Here is a 21,801-nt window from a genome sequence, read left to right as displayed (position 1 = left end):
AAATTTAATACATAGAAATCTTATGCATAAGAAAATTATGTATATATTCGCTAAAGCAATTTTACTGCTAAAAGTTGCTATATAAATAGGTGATGTTTGTTTTAAGAGCAAAATAAGAGAACAAAAAAATGGGAAATTCTAAATTATACAAGGGTAGTTTAAACACTATTATTTTAAAGTTGCTTGAAGAAAAAGGCAAGATGTATGGATATGAAATTACACAAAAAGTAAAAGAGTTAACCAAAGGAGAACTTAAAATTACGGAAGGTGCATTATACCCTGCCTTACATAAATTAGAAGCGGAAGGACTTTTAGATGTTGAGGTAGCGAAGGTTGATAATCGTTTGCGTAAATATTACAAGCTAACTGAAGCAGGTGAAAAAGAAACCGTTAACAGATTGGCAGAATTAGAGGAGTTTATACGTAGTATGCAAAATTTAGTAAACCCTAAATGGAGTATAGAGTAGCGATATGAAATTGACCAAGGAAGACATATTAAATATAAACACTTATCTAGAAAAGAAAGATATAAAGTTTGCAGATGTAAGGTTTGAGCTAATAGACCATTTGGTATCTGAGTATGAATCTCTGGATAATTGCCCAGATTTAAATAGTTTTTTAGTTAAAAGAATTAGTTGGTGTAAACAAGTTAGTGAAGCTAAGGCTAAGACTATGCATTGGAGATATCAAAAAGATCTTTGGAAGCGAGTTTTGGTTTTTGTAAAATCGCCTTGTTTCTACTTAATTACGTTTGTTATAGCCTTTGTCTATTTTCAATTGTATACAATTCTTAGTCTAAAATTGTTTGAAAAGGCTGTTCTGTTTCCTTTTTTTGGTGTAATTATTTTTCAGTTTATTTTCTTTTTATGCAATCATTGTAAAAATAGACTTAAAATAAAATTATTAAGTTCTAATTACCTCTTTAATATTTTTAGTTTACCTCATTTACTACTTTATATGTTTACTCCATTTAAAGACTTTTTCTTGGAGTATCCACCATTGTTTTTAGGATATATCGGTTTTGCTTTAGTACTTAATATTGCGGCTTTAGTTGAGGTAACATTTAAGCAGAAGAAGATTAAAAGAGAATATAAATTTTTAAATGATGTTTTAGTATGAGTCTAACCAAAGAAAACATACAATTTATAGACACCTATCTTAAAAATTCTGATATTATGTTTACAGATGTTAGAACAGAAATGGTAGACCATGTTGCTACTGCGGTATTAGAAAAAATAGAAGAAGAAAACCTTACGTTTTATGACGCTTTTAAGGCGTATATGGTTGTGCATAAAAAAGATTTATTAAAGTACAATAAGCAGTTTAAAAAAACTACAGATAAAATAGTCCTTAAATCGCTTTTTAAAAAGTTTATAGCACCACTAAATATAGGTGTTATGGTGGTCAGCTTTTTCATTTTAATACAGTTTTTTCCTTTAGGGGATAAAAAGTTTGTAAAATTTATACCATTTGGTTTTTTAATAATTGCTTTACTAGTATATTACATTGTAGTGCTAAAAAAGCGTAAGCAACGTTTCTCTGGAATTGAAAGAGCTGGACTTATACTTACTTTAATTTTTCAACTATATAACGCTTTTCAACACCCTTTTTTTAATGAAAAATCTGTAATTACAAACGACTACTATTTTAGCTTGTTTTTTGCACTTTTATTGGGGTTGTCTACTGCTTTTATTGCGGTGATTCTAGATCTTCATAAAAAATATACCAACCATTATGCTATTGCTTAATATGAAACTAACCGCAAAGGAAATACGGCATATAGATGAAGTTCTAACAGAGCGCGGATTAGACTACATTGATTTAAAATATGAAATTTTGGATCATATAGCTAATAGTGTTGAAGTATCAATGACAAATGAAGAGCTTTCATTTAAATATGCTTTTTCTAAAGAACTAAAAAATTGGGAACAGGAGTTTAAGCCGTATTCTCATTTTCTTTTTGGTTATACTGAAGTCGGGCCAAGAATAGTAATAAAAAGATGTGTAAACTTGATAAAGCAACTGTATTTAAAGTCAATTATTGGAGGGTTGTTAATTACACTTGTTTTACTTTGTTTTTTCAATTTAATACCAACCGGATTATATGCTGAAAGTGCAGGTTTTATTGCTGGTTTTGTGTATACCATATCTACTTTGGTTGCACTATATTTTATATATATAACTGCAAAATCTAAAATAAAAAGTACCTATCAGTATTTTTTAAAAGTAAGCGGAAGAGCACACTGGATTGCATTATTTCTTTTTAACCCTTTTTGGCAGGGGTCTATTAAATTCGATGTTGTTAATAGTAACTTTCTCGACCTCTTTTGGCCAAGTGCAATAATTATTATGAATTTCTTTATGATAAAAACTTTTTTTGATCACAAGAAAACTGCTAATTATCAAATTGCTTAAAAATGAAACTAACCAAAGAACAAATAGAATTTATAGATGATTATCTTATTAAAAATAAGGTAAAGTACTGGGATGTTCGTATGGAGCTTTTAGACCATATTAGTAATGAGGTAGAAGCTCTAATGAAAGTAGGATCTAGTTTTACCAATGCAATGCAAGCAGTTCATGTAAAATTTGGTAATGACTTGACCATAAAAAGACTTAACAAGGAAAATACCGGTTGGGATACTTTTCCTAGTTTGTATGCAGATTCGTCTGGTTATAAAGAGTTTATTGAAGAAAAAAGACAAGGGTTAGCTAAGGGCTTTGCGAAACTTCAACGAAAAGCGTTAAAGCTATTTTTTACAAGAGCCAAGTCACTAATGCTATACGCTTGTGTGCTTATTACATTTTTATATACCAAAGAGTTTTTTACTGTAAAAATAATGCATAAGACTGTATTGTTGTTATTAATGGTTATGTCATTAACTCCCATTTTAATTGCTTTATTTAACCTTAAAAATACGTTAAAATCTTTAACAATTAATGCTGCTTATATGTCTAGTATTTCTGGTATAAGTTTTGTCAATCTGTTTTTATTAGGACCCAAAATTTTTTTAGATAAAGGTGAGCAATTGGCATTTACTTATATAGTTCTAGTTTTAGCATTGTTGTTTCCTTTTTTCTACACAGCTATTCAATTATATGTTAATCAACTTAAAAAATACAATTCAATTCATAAGAAACTCGTATGAAACTAACTAAAGAACAAATAGAAGAATTATACGCATTTACCCGCAAGCATTATGTAATGCATTATGATTTGCAGACCGAGCTAGTAGATCATTTAAGTAATGGTATAGAAGAACAATGGCAACAAAACCCAAAGTTATCTTTTGATGATGCTTTAGGGGTTGAGTTTAAAAAATTTGGTGTTTTTGGTTTTATGGATGTTGTAGAAAAACGCCAAAAAGCTATGAACAAACGTTACAGAAAAATACTTTTTAGGTTTGTTAAAGAGTGGTTTCAGTTGCCAAAGCTGTTAACCACTATTGCAATTTTTATGGGCTTTTTTCTGGTACTTCATTTAAAGCAAGCATCATATGTATTAATGGGTTCAATACTAATTTTAGTAGCTGTAGATTTTTACCATCAATTTAAAAGAAGAAAAAAAGAGAAAACACAAAAGCAGAAAAAAGAAAAGGTATTTATGCTAGAAGCTATGATTGGCGATACCAGAAATGGTTTTTCTGTGTTAACATTTACTAATGTTTTTAATATTCTAAACGCTATGCGCTTTAATTTTAGTGAGCTTCATAGTTACTGGTTGGCACTTATTGCCATTGCTGCTACTTTGTTATGTTTAACTTTTTACATTACAGCTTATGTAATGCCTAGCAAAGCTCAAGAATTGTTAGAAGAAACGTATCCAGAATACAATTTAATTTAAAATAGTGTAACAAATTAGTATTTGTTGCCACTAACAAAATATAATTAATCAACCTTAAATTATGTTAAAACACTTTTTAAGCCTTCAATGGAAGTCCTTTTTTAGGTCAGCCTCTTTTAAAACCAACTTGGCACTTAAAATATTTATGGGCTTTTTTGCACTGTATTTTATAGTTGCTTTTCTGTTTATGGGCGTTGGCTCTTATTATCTTATTGAAAAAGCAGAAATAGGAGACCCTTTAGAAATAGTAAATAAATATATGATATACCTTTTTGTGTTAGATTTGCTAATTAGGTATATGATACAGAAAATGCCTGTAACTAATATTAAGCCTTTACTTTATTTACCATTAAAAAAAGGACAAGTTGTAAATTATTCTTTAGGTAAAACAGTGGCTTCCTTTTTTAATTGGGGTTACGCATTTTTCTTTTTACCATTTTCTATTGTATTGCTAATAGAGGGTTATAATCCGCTTGGCGTTGTAGCTTGGCACTTTGGTATTTTTGCACTTATTTATTGTAGTAACTTTATTAATGTTTTAGTTAATAATAAAGACAGTGTTTTTTACCCTGTAATTGCAATTTTTGTTGCCTTAGGTGCTTGTCAGTACTTTGGTATTTTTGATATTACTAATTACACAGCAACATTTTTTAATGGCTTATATAATGCACCTTGGATGGTTGCTTTGCCTTGGGTAGCCTTGGTAGGTTTGTACTTTGCAGCATTTAGCTATTTTAAAAAGAACATGTATTTAGATGCAGGTTTAAAGGGCAAACAAACCGTTGCTAAAACAGAAGATTTATCTTTCTTGGATAGGTTTGGAAATACAGGAACATTTTTAAAGAATGATATTAAACTTATAAAAAGAAATAAGAGACCTAAAACAGCTGGTTTAATGAGTTTTCTATTTTTGTTTTATGGCTTGTTATTTGGCTCTGGAGTAGTAGAGGTTTATGACGGACCAGTTTGGCAAATATTTGGTGGAATATTTGTTTCAGGCGGATTTTTATTCACATTTGGACAGTTTGTGCCAAGTTGGGATAGTGCTTATTACCAGTTAATGATGAGTCAGAATATTAAATACAGAGACTACATAACCTCAAAATGGTATTTAGTAGTAATTGCAACGCTAGTTAGTACTGTTTTGGCTTCATTTTATTTGTTTTTTGGCATAAACGCATACTTAGCGGTATTAGTAGGTGCTATTTATAATATAGGTGTAAACTCGCACTTAGTATTGTTAGGAGGTGCTTTTATAAAAATGCCAATAGACTTAACGTCTAATAAAAAAGCATTTGGAGACAAGCAGGCTTTTAATATGAAAACAATGTTATTGTCGCTTCCTAAATTAATATTGCCAATGGTCATTTTTGCTGCAGGATATTACTTAGTAAATGCAACAACAGGATACATACTTGTTGCAGCAGCAGGTATTTTAGGAATGGCATTTAGAAATATAGTTTTTGATAAGATTGAAAAAATCTACAAAAAAGAGAAGTATAAAACTATACACGCATACAAACAAAAAGCATAAAAAGTAACTCTGTAAAAGGAGTATAACCATAAAAAATAAAAACCATGATAAAAGCACAGAACCTTACAAAAACATACGGCACAGCTACGGTTTTAAATATAGAAAATTTAGAAATTCCAAAAGGCCAATGTTTTGGTTTAGTAGGTAATAATGGAGCAGGTAAAACAACATTCTTTAGCTTGCTGCTAGACCTTATTCAGCCTTCTACGGGTAATATTATTAATAATGATGTGCAGGTAGATGCTAGTGAAGCCTGGAAACCTTTTACATCTGCATTTATAGATGAATCTTTTTTAATTGGTTACTTAACACCAGAAGAATACTTCTATTTTATAGGTGAGTTAAGAGGGCAAAACAAAGCAGATGTAGATGCGCTAGTACATAGTTTTGAAGATTTTTTTCACGGAGAAATATTAAATCAGAAAAAGTATTTAAGAGATTTATCTAAGGGAAATCAGAAAAAAGCTGGTATTGTAGCTTCTTTTATTGGTAGTCCTGAGGTTGTTATTTTAGATGAGCCTTTTGCAAATTTAGATCCTACTACGCAAATAAGACTAAAAGGTATAATTAAGAATTTAGCAGCAAATCAAAATACAACAGTATTGGTTTCTAGTCATGATCTAAGTCACGTTACAGAGGTTTGTGAGCGTATTGTGGTGCTAGATAAAGGTGAGTTGATAAAAGATATAAAAACATCTGCAGCTACATTAAAAGAACTAGAAATTTTCTTCTCTGGAGCAGAAGCACCAGACGCAGCAGTTGCTGTTTTTGAAGACGAAGAATAAATAGTTTCAGTTATTACAAAGCTGTTATTTTATGAAATAGAGACCTGTCAATTTGCGTATAAATTGATGGGTCTTTTTCTTTCAGCAGCTCATCAAACTAGATAATAAAAAATAAATAGTAAATTTATGCACCTTAAACATAATAATAGTGCGGTTTTTCTGTTTTGTTTAGGTAAGAATAGATACAATTTTGAAGCTTCAAACTAAAATTATAGGAACAGTAGCGCTAGCAGCATTAGTTTTTAATGCCTGTTCTACTAAAAAGAACGCCTTTGTAAACAGAGAGTGGCATGCATTAAATACTAAATTTAATGTACTCTACAACGGTAATATTGCTTTTGAAAAAGGCAGAGAAGAGTTAAATGCCAACTACAAAGATAATTACTGGGATTTATTGCCAATAGAGCGTTTGGAGGTTACAGATGATGTAAAACTAGACTCAGAAAATAACAATCCAAACTTTGTTATTGCTGAAGAAAAAGCAACTAAAGCCATACAAAAACACAGTATGGTAATTAAAGACAGAGAGCGTAATCCGCAAACGGACGAGGCTTTTTTGCTTTTAGGTAAAGCCCGTTATTTTGATCAGCGTTTTATTCCGGCACAAGAAGCATTTAACTATGTGCTTAAAAATTACATACAAAGTGACAAGTTTAACGAGGCGCGTATTTGGAGAGAAAAAACCAATGTACGTTTAGAAAATGAAGAACTTGCCATTAAAAACTTAAAAAAACTTTTTAAGTACGACGATTTATCAGACCAAGAATATGCAGATGCAAGAGCTGTTATGGCACAGGCATATATTAATTTAAATGCTCCAGACACTGCAATTCAGCAATTAAAAAGAGCGTCTGTTTACACAAAAAAACAAGAAGAAAAAGGAAGGTATTATTTTATTATTGGGCAATTGTATAATCAGCTTAATAAAAAAGATAGTGCCAATTATGCTTTTAATAAAATTATAGATTTAAACAGAAAATCTCCTCGGGTGTACTTTATTAATGCGCATTTGCAAAAAATAATGAACACAACTGTTACTGCAGACAACAAAGAAGAAATGTTTGAGTATTTAACAGATTTAGAAGAGAACAGAGAAAACAGACCGTTTTTGGATAAAATATACAGGCAAAAAGCACAGTTCTTTTTAAATCAAGCACAAGATAGTATGGCTTTGGTTTATTTTGATAAGTCTTTGCGCGCTACCACAAACGATAACAGATTAAATGCGCTTAATTACGAGAATTTAGGTGAGTTTTATTTTGATGAAAACAACTATAAAACCGCAGGCGCTTATTTTGATAGCACGCTTACTAATTTAGTAGAGACAAGTAAAAAACACAGGTTAATAAAAAAGAAGTTAGACAATTTAGAGGATGTTGTAAAATATGAGGATATAGTGCAATATACAGACAGTGTGGTTACAATTTATAGTTTGCCAAAAGACAAACAGGTTGCTTATTTTGAAAAATATATTGCTGATAAAAAGGCTAAAGAAGAAGCGGCTGCAAAAAAAGAAAAAGAACGTCAAAATGCAGGAATTGCGGCTTTTGCAAATACGAAGGCAGGGAAACAAAACAAAGGAAAGTTTTACTTTTATAACGTTACAAGTTTAGGCTACGGTAAAACCGATTTTAAAACAGCTTGGGGTTCTCGTAAGTTAGAAGATAACTGGCGTTGGTCTAATAAAAACATTGTAATACAGACTGAAGATACAGATATAGCTAATGCCAATACAGATGTGTTAGCAGAAGAAGGGCAAGAGTACAAGGTAAGTTATTATATGGATAAGCTACCTACAGATGTTACTGTAATTGATAGCTTAAAAAAAGAAAGAAATTTTGCTAATTACCAATTAGGGCTAATATATAAAGAGAAATTTAAAGAGAATTTGTTGGCTGCTGGCAAGTTAGAGACGGTTTTAAAGTCTAACCCAGAAGAGCGTTTAATATTACCATCAAAATATAATTTGTATAAGATTTATGAAGAATCTGGTAGTAATTTAGCTTCAGCAATGAAGCAAGATATTATAGCCAACCACAAAGGATCTAGGTATGCAGAAGTGTTGTTAAATCCGCAAGCTATTTTAGAAGGTAGCACAGATACACCAGATGCAAGGTATACAAAGTTGTATAAAATGTTTCAAAATCAGCAATATTTGCAGGTTATAACAGGTGCAGAAGAAAATATTAATAGGTATACAGGAGATGAAATTGCACCTAAGTTTGAGATGCTAAAAGCAATGGCTACGGGAAGAATTGAAGGCTTTGAAGCTTTTAAAGAAGGCTTAAACTATGTGGCATTAAATTATCCAAACAATCCAGAGGGTAAAAGAGCTCAGGAAATGATTAAGTTTCAGATTCCTAAATTAGAAAGTTCAGATTTTGTAAATCAATCAGGAAATGTAAAGGGGACTTGGAAAGTTGTTTTTCCTTTTAGTAGAAGTAATGATGCCGCTGCAAACGACCTATTAGAGTTAGTGAAAAAGTCTATTGAAGATTTAAAATATAAAAATAAAGCGTCTAAAGATATTTACAATTTAGAGCAGCAATTTGTTGTGGTGCATGGGTTTGCATCAGAAGAATTTGCGTTAGGGTATGCAGAATTATTAAAAAACAATAAAGATTACAAGGTTGGTCATCAGAATTTTGTAATTTTATCCAACAACTATAAAGTTGTACAAGTGCATAAAAAATTAAACGAGTATAAAAACACACTATTAACTCCAAAACCGTAAAAAAAATATGTTTTCAGATAAGAGTAAACCTAGAGATGTTGTAGATATGGGCGGCCAGCCTAACAGAATTGGAAAAAACACCAAAATAAAAGGTGATATAGTTTCAGAAGCTGATTTTAGAATAGACGGTAAGTTAGATGGTAACGTAAAAACATCTGGAAAGGTAGTCATTGGCAAAGATGGTTACATACACGGTAAAGTAGAGTGTGTTAATGCAGACATAGAAGGTGGTTTTAACGGAGAGTTGTTGGTGTCAGATTTATTATCATTAAAATCTTCAGCAGTTATAGAGGGTACAGTTTCTGTTTCTAAGCTAGCTGTGGAGCCTGGAGCAACATTTAATGCTTCATGTGTTATGGGAGGTAAAAATGGTGTTTCTAATTTAAAAAAAGCAAATGAACCAGCTAAAAGCTAGTTGGTAATTTATAGAGGATAAAAAATGAATAGCATCCCTTTTCTTATTTGTATAGAAAAGGGATGCTATTCATTTGTGGAGTTTAATGTTTATAATAGATACATTGTTGTATTCTTGTTGTTAATTGTAAATTAACAATTAATTATTTAATAATAAAGTTCTATAATGTTGGAGGGCGGTCAAAAGAGGAGTCAAATCAATACTTATTTGCGATTTTCTGGGATAGCATTTCAGATGATTGCAGTAATTAGTGTTTTTTCATATTTTGGAGTTTGGCTTGATGAAAAATTTCCTAATAGCTATAGTCTTAATACTGTAATTTTTTCATTGTTAGGTGTTATTTTTGCAATGTATTTAGTGATAAAAAAAGTTATTAGTTTAAATAAAGATAAAAAATGAGTGCCAAATTAAAGTCTTTTATAGTTGTCTTAATTCCTTTTACTTTACTCTTTTTTGGAATTCAATTTTATATTGTAGGTCTTGTAAAGGAGCAACAAGGGGTTTTTTTTTATAATACGTGGAGCATATATCTATTTCATTTTTTAGTTACACTAATCATTTATGTCCTTGTTCTTTTTGTAGATAAAATACTTCCAGATAAAACTGGTTTTGTGTTTATGGGTTGTAGTTTATTAAAAATGATGGCTGCGTTTGTGTTTTTATTACCTCTTATTCAGGTTAAAGATCAATATGGTATTAATGATGTTTTTGCATTTTTTATTCCATATTTTCTATTCTTGTTTTTAGAAACCTTTTATGTGCTTAAGATTATAAATAAAAAGTAAGTTTTAAAGCGTCTAGTAATGAGAGGATTAAATCAAAAATTTTTTTTTGCCTTGTGGCTTTGAAATTATAATTAATGCCGTACATTTGCACCGAAATTTTGGAACGATAATTTTTTATTAAAAAAGGTATGATGATAGCACAAAAACCTATCAAATTAATTGCAGTATTAGTTTTTTCTTTACTTCCCTTGTTTGCAGTTGCAGGAGAGGAAGTTGGAGGTCACGGTGATGGTAAGGAGTTTGATGCAAGTGAGTTGATCAATGGACATATTGGGGATTCTCATGAGTTTCATATTGCAGATTGGGACGGTCACCCAATTACATTTTATCTTCCAGTTATTTTGTGGTCAGATAATGGTTTGACTATTTTTTCTTCTGAAAAGTTTCATCACGACAATACTGGTCATCATGTTGTAGAAGCAAATGGTCAAGAATTTGTTAGATATAATGAAGTTGTTTTTTATAAAGATAAGTTTGATGCTTTATCAGAAGATGAAAAAGGTGCCTTTAATCTTGATGTAAGGCCACTAGATTTTTCTATTACAAAACTTGTCTTTTCAATGTTAATGGCTTCAGTTATTTTATTTTTATTGTTCTTTGCAGTTGCAAGGTCATATAAGAAAAATGATAAGGCCCCTAAGGGTATTGCTGGTTTTTTAGAGCCTTTGGTTATTTTTGTAAGAGATGATATAGCTATACCTAATATTGGTGAAAAAAAATACGCTAAGTATATGCCGTATTTATTAACAATATTTTTCTTTATTTGGATAAATAATGTAATAGGCTTAATTCCATTCTTCCCATTTAGTTCTAACTTAACAGGGAATATATTCTTTACTTTTGTGCTATCTGTAATTACATTTTTAATTACTTCTTTTAGCGGTAATAAAGATTACTGGGGACACGTTTTTGCACCGCCAGTGCCAAAAGCATTATATCCTATTATGATTCCTATTGAAATTATAGGGCTTATTACTAAGCCATTTGCATTAATGATTCGTTTGTTTGCTAACATCACAGCGGGTCATATAATTATATTAAGTTTAATATCTCTAATATTTATATTCAAGAGCATTTTTATAGCGCCAATATCAGGTGTGTTTGTATTGTTTATGAGTGTTTTAGAGATGTTAGTAGCCGTTTTGCAAGCGTATGTGTTTACATTGTTATCGGCATTATATATTGGTCAGGCTGTAGCAGAGCACGATCATCATTAAATATGAGTTTTTTAATTATTAACTAAATAAATTTACTATTATGGTATTAGCTGGAATTGGTGCTGGACTTGCTGTTATTGGAGCAGGACTAGGTATCGGAAAAATTGGTGGATCTGCGATGGAAGCAATTGCTCGTCAGCCAGAAGCTGCTTCAAAAATTCAAACTGCAATGATTATTGCTGCTGCACTTATTGAAGGTGCTGCTCTTTTTGCTATTGTTGTTGCGTTAATTGCAAAATAATTTTTGAAAAAGATTAAGTCTTCCCTTGACGGTTGGTTTTGGGAAGACTTTAAATTAAAAAATAATTAAATAAATATAATAGTTATGAACTTTACTGCACCAGAAAGTTTAATTTTTTGGACTACTTTAATCTTTGTCATATTCTTTTTCTTATTGAAAAAATTTGCTTGGAAGCCTATTTTAGGAGCTGTAAAAGGTAGAGAAGAAGCAATAAATGATGCGTTGGAGTCTGCTGAAAATGCTAAAAAAGAAATGCAGAACCTGCATGCGGATAACGAAAGGTTATTGCAAGAGGCACGTTCAGAACGCGATGCTATGTTAAAAGAGGCACGTGAGATTAAAGAAAAAATTGTTGCAGATGCAAAAGAGCAGTCTATTATAGAAGGCGATAAATTAATTGCACAAGCAAAAGCTACTATTGATAGTGAAAAGAAAGCAGCAGTAGCAGATATTAAAAACCAAGTAGCTAACTTATCTGTGCAAATAGCAGAAAAAGTTATTAAGGAGCAATTGTCTAATAATGACAAGCAACTTAAGTTGGTTGAAGATATGGTAGGCGATATTAAGCTAAACTAATAAAGAAAAATGAACGAGTCTAGAGCAGCTATTAGATACGCAAAAGCCATTTTAAACCAAGCGGTTGAAACTAAGGCTACAGATGTAGTTGAAAAAGATATGCATTCTGTTGTACAAACAATTTCAGACAGCAAGGAACTTCAAGATCTATTGGGTAGTCCTGTGGTTAAAGGAGCTATAAAAAAGAATGCTTTGTTAGCTGTTTTTACAGGGAGTCATAGTATATCTGAGGGACTTATTTCTTTGCTTGTAGATAATAAAAGAGTGTCACTTTTAAAAGAAGTTGCTCAGCACTATATTGTTTTAAGTGAAAAACTTAAAGGAGAAGAAACTGCTGTTGTAACCACAGCAGTAACTTTAACTAAAGAATTAGAAGCAAAAATTTTAGAGCAATTAACAAAGTTAACTGGTAAAAAAGTAGGTATAACAAATGTTATAGACGAAAGTATTATTGGTGGTTTTGTATTAAGAATTGGCGATTTGCAATACAATGCAAGTGTAGCTAATAAATTAAATAGTTTAAAAAGAGAATTTTCAAACAGTCTATAGTCTTTGGTATATACTACGGACTTTGTAAATATTAATTAAAACAACATGGCAGGAGTAAAAGCCGCTGAAGTATCAGCAATTTTAAAACAACAGTTATCAGGATTTGACGCTAGCGCATCTTTAGATGAAGTTGGGTCAGTATTACAAGTAGGTGATGGTATTGTTCGCGCTTACGGATTAGCTAACGCTCAATACGGAGAATTAGTAGAATTTGAAGGTGGTTTAGAAGGTATAGTACTTAACTTAGAAGAAGATAACGTTGGTATTGTATTATTAGGTGGTTCAATAGGGATTAAAGAAGGCTCTACTGTAAAACGTACAAACCGTATTGCATCTGTAAAAGTAGGTGAAGGTATTGTTGGTCGTGTTGTAGATACTTTAGGTAACCCAATAGATGGTAAAGGTCCTATTGCAGGAACAACTTATGAAATGCCTTTAGAGCGTAAAGCTCCTGGTGTTATTTATAGAGAGCCAGTTACAGAGCCATTACAAACAGGTATTAAGGCAATTGATGCCATGATTCCAGTTGGTAGAGGTCAGCGTGAGTTGGTAATTGGAGATAGACAAACTGGTAAAACTACAGTTTGTATTGATGCTATCTTAAATCAAAAAGAATTTTACGATGCAGGTAAGCCTGTATATTGTATATATGTTGCTGTTGGTCAAAAGGCTTCTACAGTAGCTTTAATTGCTAAAACACTAGAAGAAAAAGGTGCTTTGGCTTACACAACAATAGTAGCTGCAAATGCATCAGACCCTGCAGCAATGCAAGTTTATGCTCCTTTTACAGGTGCTTCTATAGGTGAGTACTTTAGAGATACTGGTAGACCAGCTTTAATTGTTTTTGATGATTTATCTAAACAAGCAGTTGCTTACCGTGAGGTATCTTTATTATTACGTCGTCCTCCAGGACGTGAGGCTTACCCTGGTGATGTTTTCTATCTACACTCTAGATTATTAGAGCGTTCTGCAAAAGTTATTAATGATGATGCTATTGCTAAAGATATGAACGACTTACCTGAGTCTTTAAAGCCAATAGTAAAAGGTGGTGGTTCTTTAACTGCATTACCGATTATTGAAACTCAAGCAGGTGATGTTTCTGCATATATCCCAACAAACGTAATTTCTATTACAGATGGGCAAATCTTCTTAGATGGAGATTTATTTAACTCTGGTGTACGTCCGGCAATTAATGTAGGTATTTCTGTATCTCGTGTTGGTGGTAACGCACAGATTAAGTCAATGAAAAAAGTATCTGGTACGTTAAAATTAGATCAAGCACAATACCGTGAGCTAGAAGCTTTCGCTAAGTTTGGTTCAGATTTAGATGCATCTACTTTAAATGTGATTGAAAAAGGTAAGCGTAACGTAGAGATCTTAAAGCAAGCTCAAAACGATCCTTACACTGTAGAAGATCAGGTGGCAGTTATTTATGCAGGTTCTAAAAACTTACTAAAAGACGTACCAGTAGAAAAGATAAAAGAATTTGAAGCTGAATATGTAGAGTTTTTAAATGCTAAGCATAGAGATGTTTTAGATACTTTAAAGTCTGGTAAATTAACTGACGAGGTTACAGATACTTTAGTAGCTGTTTGTAAAGATCTTTCAGCAAAATATAGAGCATAATCTCTCTTGTTTCTCTTTAAAGAGAATAAGACAAGGGAATTTTAATTAGACTAATCAATCCCTCTCCTTTGGAGAGGTTAGGAGAGGAAAAAATGGCAAACTTAAAAGAAATACGTAACAGAATAGCATCAGTATCTTCAACGATGCAGATTACCAGCGCAATGAAAATGGTATCTGCAGCTAAGTTAAAGAAAGCGCAAGATGCAATTACTGCAATGAGGCCTTATTCTGATAAATTAACAGAGCTTTTACAAAGCTTAAGTGCTAATTTAGATGCGGATTCTGGTAGTAAGTTTTCTGAGGAAAGAGAAATTAAAAAGGTTTTAATAGTTTCCATAACTTCTAATCGTGGTTTATGTGGTGCTTTTAACTCTAACATTCTTAAGCAAAGTGTTTCTCTTGCAGAAAATACATATGCAGGTAAAGAAGTTGAGTTCCTTGCAATAGGAAAAAAATCTAACGATTTTCTTTCTAGAAATTACAACGTAATTGCAAACCACAGTACGGTTTATGACGATTTAACTTTTGATAATGTTTCTGCAATTGCAGAGGATTTAATGGAGTTGTTTGTTAATGGTACTTATGATAAAATAGAGGTTGTTTACAACAAGTTTAAGAATGCTGCTACGCAAATTGTAATGACAGAACAGTTTTTACCAATTGTAGCTGTAGCATCAGAAAAAGAAACTTCTAGTAACGCAACAGATTATATTTACGAGCCATCTGAAAAGGAAATTGTAGAGCAATTAATACCAAAGTCTTTAAAAACACAATTGTATAAAGGTGTTAGAGATTCTTTTGCTAGTGAACACGGTGCTCGTATGACTGCTATGCACAAAGCAACAGATAATGCAACAGAGCTTAGAGATCAGTTAAAATTAACGTATAACAAAGCAAGACAAGCAGCTATTACTAATGAAATATTAGAAATTGTTGGTGGTGCAGAAGCGTTAAACAACTAAAATTTAAGATGCTTTAATCTTAGATATTAAAATAAATTTAAGGTGTAAGTCTGATTTATTACGTATCTAGACGAAAAATAGAACTAAAAACCTCACTTCTCGTGAGGTTTTTGTTTTTTTGAAATCTTTTAAAAGAAATACTTGGCATTAAATTTGTCATTGTATCTTTATAAATATCAAAAACACCCCCATTATGAAAAATTCAATCTTTAGTATACTTGTAGTTTTAGGAATTTTAAGCAGTTGTTCTTCTCAAAAGAATTTAGTTGATTCTGCTCCTTTTGAAATAGGAACGGCATATTGCCAAGATTGGTATGGAGGTAAAGAAGAGTCAGGAGCAGGTGTAGAAGTAAAAATACCTGTTGCTAATTTAGATGGTTATAGAGTAAACTCTCTTTTTTTTAGAGGTCAACAATCTTATGTTAAAATACAGGATGAAGAAGGTCAAAAATTTGTTGTAGCAACAATGTTGGCTAAAAAGGCTATGCCCCCTAAAGATATGGTAATGCATGCAGATCCAAAAGAGGAAGTTGGAAACTCGCCTGCAACAAAAGAATTACAAAAAGACTTTCCGTTTGAGTTGGCTTATGATGAAGCTGTTTTAAGCTACTATAAAGGCGATGTAATAAACTATGTTAAGATAACAGGTATAAAGCACAAACAAGCTTTAATTTACCCTACTAGATCAAAAGAATAACACTTTGCTTGCTAGGGTATAAATAACTACTTTTATACTCTAATTAAACACTATTGAATCCTTTTAAAAAACTTTTTAAGCAAACCTTTGTGTATGGTTTGGCAACAGTGTTGCCTAGAATGCTGTCCTTCCTTTTAGTGCGTGTGTATACAGACGTAATGGATCCAGATATTTATGGTCAGGTTTCTGTTATTTTTGCTTGGTTTGCAATTTTTAATGTGTTTTTAGCTTACGGTATGGAGACTGCTTTTTTTAGGTTTTACCATAAATCAGAAGACAAAGAAAAGGTAATTTCTACATCGCTTATTTCTATAGCTGTTTCTACCTTAGCTTTTTTTGTAATAGCATTAATATTAAAAAATCCTTTAGCAAGTTTTGCTGGTATTAGGGAGGAGTTTATCTCTTATGCAATTTTTATTCTTGTTTTAGATGCTTTAGTAATTATTCCTTTCGCATGGCTTAGAGCTACAGAAAAGCCAATGAAATATGCAATTATAAAAATTGTGAACATTTGCATCAATCTTGGCTTAAACCTCTTTTTCTTATTGCTGTTACCTAAGCTTGTTGTTGGTAATACAGATTCTATCTTAACATCAATTTATAAAGAAGACTTTCAAATTTCATATATATTTATATCAAACTTAATTGCTAGTGGAGTAACATTAATTTTAATGTTGGGTTTATATCTTAAAAGCAAATATGTTTTTGATAAAGTATTGTGGCGTTCTATGATGAAGTATGCAGGGCCTGTTTTATTGGCTGGTATAGCGTTTACAATTAATGAGGTTTTTGATAAAATTTTATTGGAATGGCTTCTGCCAGAGGACATAGCCGAATCTGAGGTTGGTAAATATGCTGCTTGTTACAAATTGGCTTTGTTTATGACTCTCTTTGCTACAGCATTTAGAATGGGAATAGAACCTTTCTTTTTTAGTCACTCTAACTCTAAAAATCCTCAAAAAGCATATGCGCAAATTACCAATTACTTTGTAATATTAGGCAGTGTAATTTTATTGGGAGTAGTAGTTTTTGCTGATGTGCTAAAATTAATGTTTGTAGACAATTCTGAGTATTGGGAGGCAATGAAAGTGGTGCCATTAATTGTGTTAGCAAACTTCTTTTTAGGAATTTATCATAATTTATCTGTTTGGTATAAGGTTACAGATAAAACGCGTTACGGTGCTTTTATATCTGTAATTGGAGCCATTGTGACTATAGTTGTTAATGTGGCACTTATATCTACATTAAGTTATATGGCCTCTGCTATAGCTACAGTTTTAGCTTATGGTTGTATGATGGTGCTATCTTATTGGTACGGCAAAAAAAATTACCCAATACCATATAATATGCGTAAAATAGTTTTCTATTTTAGTTTATCTGTGGTGTTATCAATTTTGTCTTTTTACATTTTTGACAGAAACCTTTGGGTAGGTTGTGCTTTTCTACTCTTATTTGTAGGCTTAGTGTATAAAATGGAAAATGAAGTATTAAGAAAAATAATGAAGAAAAAATGACAATAAAAATAATTAATAAATCGGCTCATGAAACTCCTAGTTATGAAACTATGGCTTCTGCTGGGATGGACTTAAGAGCCAATATTTTAGAATCTATTACGTTAAAACCTTTACAAAGAGCAATTATTAAAACGGGTCTTTTTATAGAGCTGCCAGTTGGTTATGAGGCGCAAGTACGCCCAAGAAGTGGTTTAGCAGCCAAAAAAGGTATTACTGTTTTAAATGCACCTGGTACTATAGATGCGGATTATAGAGGTGAAATTGGTGTAATTTTGGTAAATCTATCTAATGAGGATTTTAAAGTTGAGAACGGTGAGCGTATTGCACAATTGGTTATCGCAAAGCATGAACGAGCTGAGTGGGTAGAGGTAAATGAGTTGTCTGAAACAGCTAGAGGCGAAGGTGGCTTTGGTAGTACAGGCACTAAGTAAAAAATAATATAAACATAAACCATTATTAATATAGGCGCATTGATTTGTGCTTAGATTTAAAAAAAAGAAAAAAATGAAAATTATAGTTCCAATGGCGGGTAGAGGTTCTCGTCTTAGACCACATACATTAACAGTTCCAAAACCATTAATACCAATAGCTGGTAAGCCAATTGTGCACCGCTTGGTTAGTGATATAGCAAAGGTTTTGGATGAACCAATTGAAGAAGTTGCTTTTATTTTAGGTGATCCGGCTTTTTTTGGTGATGATGTTATTGCTAGTTTAACTGCTTTAGCAGAGAGTTTAGGCGCTAAAGCATCTATTTACAGGCAAGACCAACCTTTGGGTACGGGGCACGCTATAATGTGCGCTAAAGACTCTTTAAGTGGCCCTGCTGTAATTGCATATGCAGATACATTAATTAGAGCAGATTTTGATTTAGATAAAACTGCAGATAGTGTTATTTGGGTAAAACAAGTGGAAAAACCAGAAGCTTTTGGTGTTGTTAAATTAAATGACAAAAATGAAATTATAGAGTTGGTTGAAAAACCAGAGCAATTTGTGTCTGACTTAGCTGTAATTGGTATCTATTATTTTAAAGATGTTGCTGTTTTGAAAAATGAATTGCAACACGTTTTAGATAATAATATCATTAATGGTGGTGAATACCAAATTAATGATGGTATTAAGCAAATGATGCAAAAAGGTAAAAAGTTTGTTTCTGGTAAGGTTGATGAATGGATGGACTGTGGAAATAAAAATGTTACTGTAGAAACCAATATGCGTATGTTAGGTTTTTTAGAAAAAGACGGAGAAGCATTGGTTTCTAAATCTGTAACACTAGATAATGCTAACATTATAGAACCTTGTTACATAGGAGAAAATGTAGTGCTTAAAAATACTACTGTTGGGCCATACGTTTCTGTAGGAGATAATACGGTTATAGAAAATTCTACCATAAAAAATAGCCTAATACAAACTAATAGCAAAATCGAAAATGCAAATTTAGATAATGCAATGGTTGGTAATCACGTAAAATATAATGGCAATTACGAGACAATTAGTATAGGAGATTACTCTGTTTTAGAATAAATTTTTGATATAAAATATTGCATTTAAACCCCGTAAAATTGCTTTTTATGGGGTTTTTTGTGTTTTTTTACACCTCGTTTTTTTAGTAATTCACATACAAAAATTACGCTTTCTACAACAATGTGTAGTGTAAATTGCTTAGGGTCAAATAAATATGTGTTAATTAGCACGTGAACACCAAACCCCAAATGTTTAGTTATGCATACAATTCCCCAAACAAAACTTACTTACAAAAACATTATCTACTTATTTTTATTTACGGTTTTTATAAACTCAAATGCGCAGAACCTGGTAAAAAACCCAAGTTTTGAATTTGCCACAAAATGTACTAAGAGACCAGGTAATTTTCAAAAAGACGTTTCAGACTGGCGTACACCATCAGATGGTAGTACAGATTATTATAGTGATTGTAGTCCTGAAATGAGTACCAATCATAACTTTATAGGAAGACAACAAGTATATGACGGCAAAGCTTTTGCAGGGTTTTATATGCTTGGCCCAGATAATTATAGGGAGTACATTACCGGATCTTTATCTCAAACATTAATTAAAGGAAAAAAATATAAAGTTTCATTTATGGTTAGCCTAGCAGATAAGGCAGGATTAGCTGTAGATGAATTTCAAATATTATTTACAGAAAGAGCTCCAAAATGGAGTACCAAAAAAAGTATAGCAATAGATTATGTAAATAACTCAGAGGAAATAAAGCTATTAAGAGTAAGGTCTGCTAGCGGATATGTTAATAACAGAACATGGACAAATGTATCTATTACTTTTATAGCAAATGGGACAGAGTCTTTTATAACTCTAGGTAATTTTAAAAGAGACAAAAGAACTAGGACCAAGGTTGTTAATGAAAGGTTGCGTAAAGCTTCGTATTATTATGTAGACAATGTTTCTGTTGAGGAGTATGAAAGTATAAATGTAGATGAGATTTATGTAATTAAAGACTTGTTATTTACTTCTGATAGTTATATAATTAATCCAGAGGCTAAAGGTCAATTAAGAGAATTAGTTAGGCATTTAAAAAGAAATCCTCAATTAAATGTAACAATATTTGGGCATTCAGATAATGAAGGGAATGCTAAGTACAACAAGTTACTTTCTTTAAATAGAGCCAAGTCCGTTGGTGAGTTTTTATTGGATAACGGTTTAACTTTTGACCGTATCAAGTGGCAAGGACATGGAGATGCAATTCCGTTGGCAACTAACAATAGTGAAACAGGAAGATTAAAAAACAGAAGGGTTGAGTTTGTGGTTTCTGAAAACAAGTACAGTAACTACGCAAATACAGCTTTTGAAGAAGATAAAGATTAAGTATAAAAAAAACCTCTTCCTTTAGCGGGAAGAGGTTTTCTATTAAAACAAATTTTAATGCTACTTAGCTTGCATTAATTCTTCAATTTCTTCTGCTTCTATAGGAATGTTTGCCATTAAGTTAAAAGGCTCTCCTTTTTCTTGTATTACAACATCATCCTCTAATCTAATACCTAAGTTTTCATTAGGAATATAGATGCCAGGCTCAACAGTAAATACCATATTTGCTTTCATAGGAGTTTTTAATTCTCCGTAATCATGCGTATTTAAACCAATATGGTGACTTGTACCGTGCATAAAGTACTTTTTGTATGCTGGCCAGTTTTTATCTTCATTTTGTACGTCTGCTTTATCTAACAAGCCAAGACCTAATAATTCACTAGTCATTAGTTTACCAACTTCCTTATGGTATTCTGCCCAAAGTGTTCCAGGAACAAGCATTTTTGTTGCGTCATTTTTAACACGTAAAACAGCGTCGTAAACAGCTCTTTGTCTTTTAGTAAACTTACCACTTACTGGTATACTTCTACTTAAATCACTAGAGTAGTTTGCATATTCTGCTGCAACATCCATTAGAATAACATCGCCATCTTTACATTGTTGGTTGTTTTCTATGTAATGTAATACGTTTGCGTTGTAGCCAGAGGCAATAATTGGTGTGTATGCAAATCCTTTAGAACGGTTACGTACAAATTCATGTAGCAATTCTGCTTCAATTTCATACTCCCAAACACCAGGCTTAACAAAGCCTAATAAACGTCTAAAACCTTTTTCTGTTATATTACAAGCTTCTTGCATTAATGCTAATTCTTCAGGCTCTTTAACACCTCTTATGTTTTGCATTATTGGAAAACTCTTTGCCCATTGGTGAGCAGGGTAATCTGCTTTACATTTTTTTATAAAACGATCTTCTCTTGTTTCTGTTTCTACAGCTTGCCTGTAATGTTCGTTGGTGTCAAAATAAACAGTATCTGCTTCTGTCATTATATCAAAGAAAACCTTATCAAAGTCTGTTAGCCAATAAACAGTTTCTATACCAGATACTTCTGTTGCACGTTCTTTGGTGAGTTTTTCACCTTCCCAAACGGCAATATGTGCATTGGTTTCACGAACAAATAAAATTTCTCTGTGTTTTTTATCTAATGCATCAGGAAAAAGAACTAAAATAGTTTCTTCTTGATCTGCACCAGTTAAGTAAAAAATATTTCTATGTTGCTCAAAAGGCATTGCGCTATCTGCGCCAATTGGGTAAATGTCATTAGAATTAAAAACGGCAATACTTTTTGGCTTCATTTGAGCCATAAACTTTTTGCGGTTTTTTACGAATAATTTAGAATCGATTTGATTGTACTTCATTTCTTAATTTTTCAGGTTGTTATATTGAAATTTTAGTGGCAAAATCGCATAAAATTACAAGATGCAACCAAAAGTAATGAATATCTATTTTGATGCATAGAAAAAGGTATTTTTTAGCCTCCTTTTAA

24 protein-coding genes are annotated in these 21,801 nt (G+C 31.9%); 23 read left to right on the top strand and 1 reads right to left on the bottom strand.

The window, feature by feature from the left end; genetic code table 11:
• Positions 1-128: 128 nt before the first annotated feature.
• The 23 genes from ABJD66_RS02205 (at position 129) to ABJD66_RS02095 (ending at position 20,317) form a co-directional block, all read left to right on the top strand.
• A complete protein-coding gene (locus ABJD66_RS02205; protein ID WP_038505492.1) occupies positions 129-467 on the top strand; it encodes a helix-turn-helix transcriptional regulator in 339 nt (112 codons plus the stop codon).
• Positions 468-471: 4 nt separating this feature from the next.
• Positions 472-1,119 carry a hypothetical protein gene (locus tag ABJD66_RS02200; protein WP_348127693.1) on the top strand — a complete coding sequence of 216 codons (648 nt, stop codon included), beginning with the start codon at positions 472-474 and terminating at the stop codon, positions 1,117-1,119.
• On the top strand, positions 1,116-1,748 hold the full coding sequence (locus tag ABJD66_RS02195) for a hypothetical protein (protein WP_348127690.1): 633 nt from the start codon (positions 1,116-1,118) through the stop codon (positions 1,746-1,748). The genes ABJD66_RS02200 and ABJD66_RS02195 overlap by 4 nt, the downstream gene beginning before the upstream one ends.
• Position 1,749: 1 nt before the next feature.
• Positions 1,750-2,415, top strand: coding sequence for a hypothetical protein (locus ABJD66_RS02190; RefSeq protein WP_348127688.1), 666 nt, complete (start codon positions 1,750-1,752; stop codon positions 2,413-2,415).
• Between the two features lie 2 nt (positions 2,416-2,417).
• On the top strand, positions 2,418-3,149 hold the full coding sequence (locus ABJD66_RS02185) for a hypothetical protein (protein WP_348127685.1): 732 nt from the start codon (positions 2,418-2,420) through the stop codon (positions 3,147-3,149).
• A complete protein-coding gene (locus tag ABJD66_RS02180; RefSeq protein ID WP_348127682.1) occupies positions 3,146-3,844 on the top strand; it encodes a hypothetical protein in 699 nt (232 codons plus the stop codon). Before ABJD66_RS02185 ends, ABJD66_RS02180 begins: the two co-directional genes overlap by 4 nt.
• A 61-nt stretch (positions 3,845-3,905) precedes the next feature.
• Complete coding sequence (locus tag ABJD66_RS02175; protein ID WP_348127679.1) at positions 3,906-5,378, top strand: DUF5687 family protein; 1,473 nt, start codon at positions 3,906-3,908, stop codon at positions 5,376-5,378.
• A 44-nt stretch (positions 5,379-5,422) separates the two neighbouring features.
• Positions 5,423-6,163 carry an ABC transporter ATP-binding protein gene (locus ABJD66_RS02170; protein ID WP_100894331.1) on the top strand — a complete coding sequence of 247 codons (741 nt, stop codon included), beginning with the start codon at positions 5,423-5,425 and terminating at the stop codon, positions 6,161-6,163.
• Positions 6,164-6,353: 190 nt separating this feature from the next.
• Entirely contained in the window at positions 6,354-8,897 is a 2,544-nt protein-coding gene (locus ABJD66_RS02165) for a hypothetical protein (RefSeq protein WP_348127676.1), read from the top strand.
• Positions 8,898-8,904: 7 nt separating this feature from the next.
• Positions 8,905-9,312 (top strand): polymer-forming cytoskeletal protein, encoded by a 408-nt coding sequence (locus ABJD66_RS02160; RefSeq protein WP_348127674.1) that lies wholly within the window; start codon positions 8,905-8,907, stop codon positions 9,310-9,312.
• Between the two features lie 165 nt (positions 9,313-9,477).
• Complete coding sequence (locus ABJD66_RS02155; RefSeq protein ID WP_348127671.1) at positions 9,478-9,711, top strand: AtpZ/AtpI family protein; 234 nt, start codon at positions 9,478-9,480, stop codon at positions 9,709-9,711.
• The gene (locus ABJD66_RS02150) at positions 9,708-10,097 is read left to right on the top strand and encodes a DUF6168 family protein (protein WP_348127668.1); all 390 of its coding nucleotides are present in this window, start codon (positions 9,708-9,710) and stop codon (positions 10,095-10,097) included. The genes ABJD66_RS02155 and ABJD66_RS02150 overlap by 4 nt, the downstream gene beginning before the upstream one ends.
• A 131-nt stretch (positions 10,098-10,228) precedes the next feature.
• Positions 10,229-11,314, top strand: a complete 1,086-nt coding sequence (gene atpB, locus ABJD66_RS02145) for a F0F1 ATP synthase subunit A (RefSeq protein ID WP_348127725.1) — start codon at positions 10,229-10,231, stop codon at positions 11,312-11,314.
• A gap of 40 nt (positions 11,315-11,354) precedes the next feature.
• On the top strand, positions 11,355-11,555 hold the full coding sequence (gene atpE / locus ABJD66_RS02140) for an ATP synthase F0 subunit C (RefSeq protein ID WP_072304158.1): 201 nt from the start codon (positions 11,355-11,357) through the stop codon (positions 11,553-11,555).
• An 84-nt stretch (positions 11,556-11,639) separates the two neighbouring features.
• On the top strand, positions 11,640-12,131 hold the full coding sequence (locus tag ABJD66_RS02135; protein WP_348127664.1) for a F0F1 ATP synthase subunit B: 492 nt from the start codon (positions 11,640-11,642) through the stop codon (positions 12,129-12,131).
• A 9-nt stretch (positions 12,132-12,140) separates the two neighbouring features.
• Entirely contained in the window at positions 12,141-12,680 is a 540-nt protein-coding gene (gene atpH / locus ABJD66_RS02130; protein WP_348127661.1) for an ATP synthase F1 subunit delta, read from the top strand.
• A 45-nt stretch (positions 12,681-12,725) separates the two neighbouring features.
• Complete coding sequence (atpA, locus tag ABJD66_RS02125) at positions 12,726-14,306, top strand: F0F1 ATP synthase subunit alpha (protein ID WP_348127658.1); 1,581 nt, start codon at positions 12,726-12,728, stop codon at positions 14,304-14,306.
• A gap of 92 nt (positions 14,307-14,398) precedes the next feature.
• Positions 14,399-15,268, top strand: coding sequence for an ATP synthase F1 subunit gamma (atpG, locus tag ABJD66_RS02120; protein ID WP_348127722.1), 870 nt, complete (start codon positions 14,399-14,401; stop codon positions 15,266-15,268).
• 193 nt (positions 15,269-15,461) lie between these two features.
• A complete protein-coding gene (locus tag ABJD66_RS02115) occupies positions 15,462-15,965 on the top strand; it encodes a hypothetical protein (protein WP_348127655.1) in 504 nt (167 codons plus the stop codon).
• 53 nt (positions 15,966-16,018) lie between these two features.
• Positions 16,019-17,479 (top strand): oligosaccharide flippase family protein, encoded by a 1,461-nt coding sequence (locus tag ABJD66_RS02110; RefSeq protein WP_348127652.1) that lies wholly within the window; start codon positions 16,019-16,021, stop codon positions 17,477-17,479.
• Complete coding sequence (gene dut / locus ABJD66_RS02105; RefSeq protein WP_348127649.1) at positions 17,476-17,910, top strand: dUTP diphosphatase; 435 nt, start codon at positions 17,476-17,478, stop codon at positions 17,908-17,910. The genes ABJD66_RS02110 and dut overlap by 4 nt, the downstream gene beginning before the upstream one ends.
• 73 nt (positions 17,911-17,983) lie before the next feature.
• The gene (locus tag ABJD66_RS02100) at positions 17,984-19,000 is read left to right on the top strand and encodes a sugar phosphate nucleotidyltransferase (RefSeq protein WP_303539742.1); all 1,017 of its coding nucleotides are present in this window, start codon (positions 17,984-17,986) and stop codon (positions 18,998-19,000) included.
• 198 nt (positions 19,001-19,198) lie between these two features.
• Complete coding sequence (locus ABJD66_RS02095; protein ID WP_100894319.1) at positions 19,199-20,317, top strand: OmpA family protein; 1,119 nt, start codon at positions 19,199-19,201, stop codon at positions 20,315-20,317.
• A 60-nt stretch (positions 20,318-20,377) separates the two neighbouring features.
• On the opposite strand, the gene ABJD66_RS02090 is transcribed toward ABJD66_RS02095, so the two are convergent.
• Positions 20,378-21,673 (bottom strand): aminopeptidase P family protein, encoded by a 1,296-nt coding sequence (locus ABJD66_RS02090; RefSeq protein ID WP_348127645.1) that lies wholly within the window; start codon positions 21,671-21,673, stop codon positions 20,378-20,380.
• Positions 21,674-21,801 lie beyond the last annotated feature (128 nt).

This window comes from Cellulophaga sp., from assembly GCF_039943695.1.
GTDB lineage: Bacteria > Bacteroidota > Bacteroidia > Flavobacteriales > Flavobacteriaceae > Cellulophaga.
Note: the sequence above shows the minus strand (reverse complement) of the source record. Positions and strands in the feature narration are given on the sequence as shown.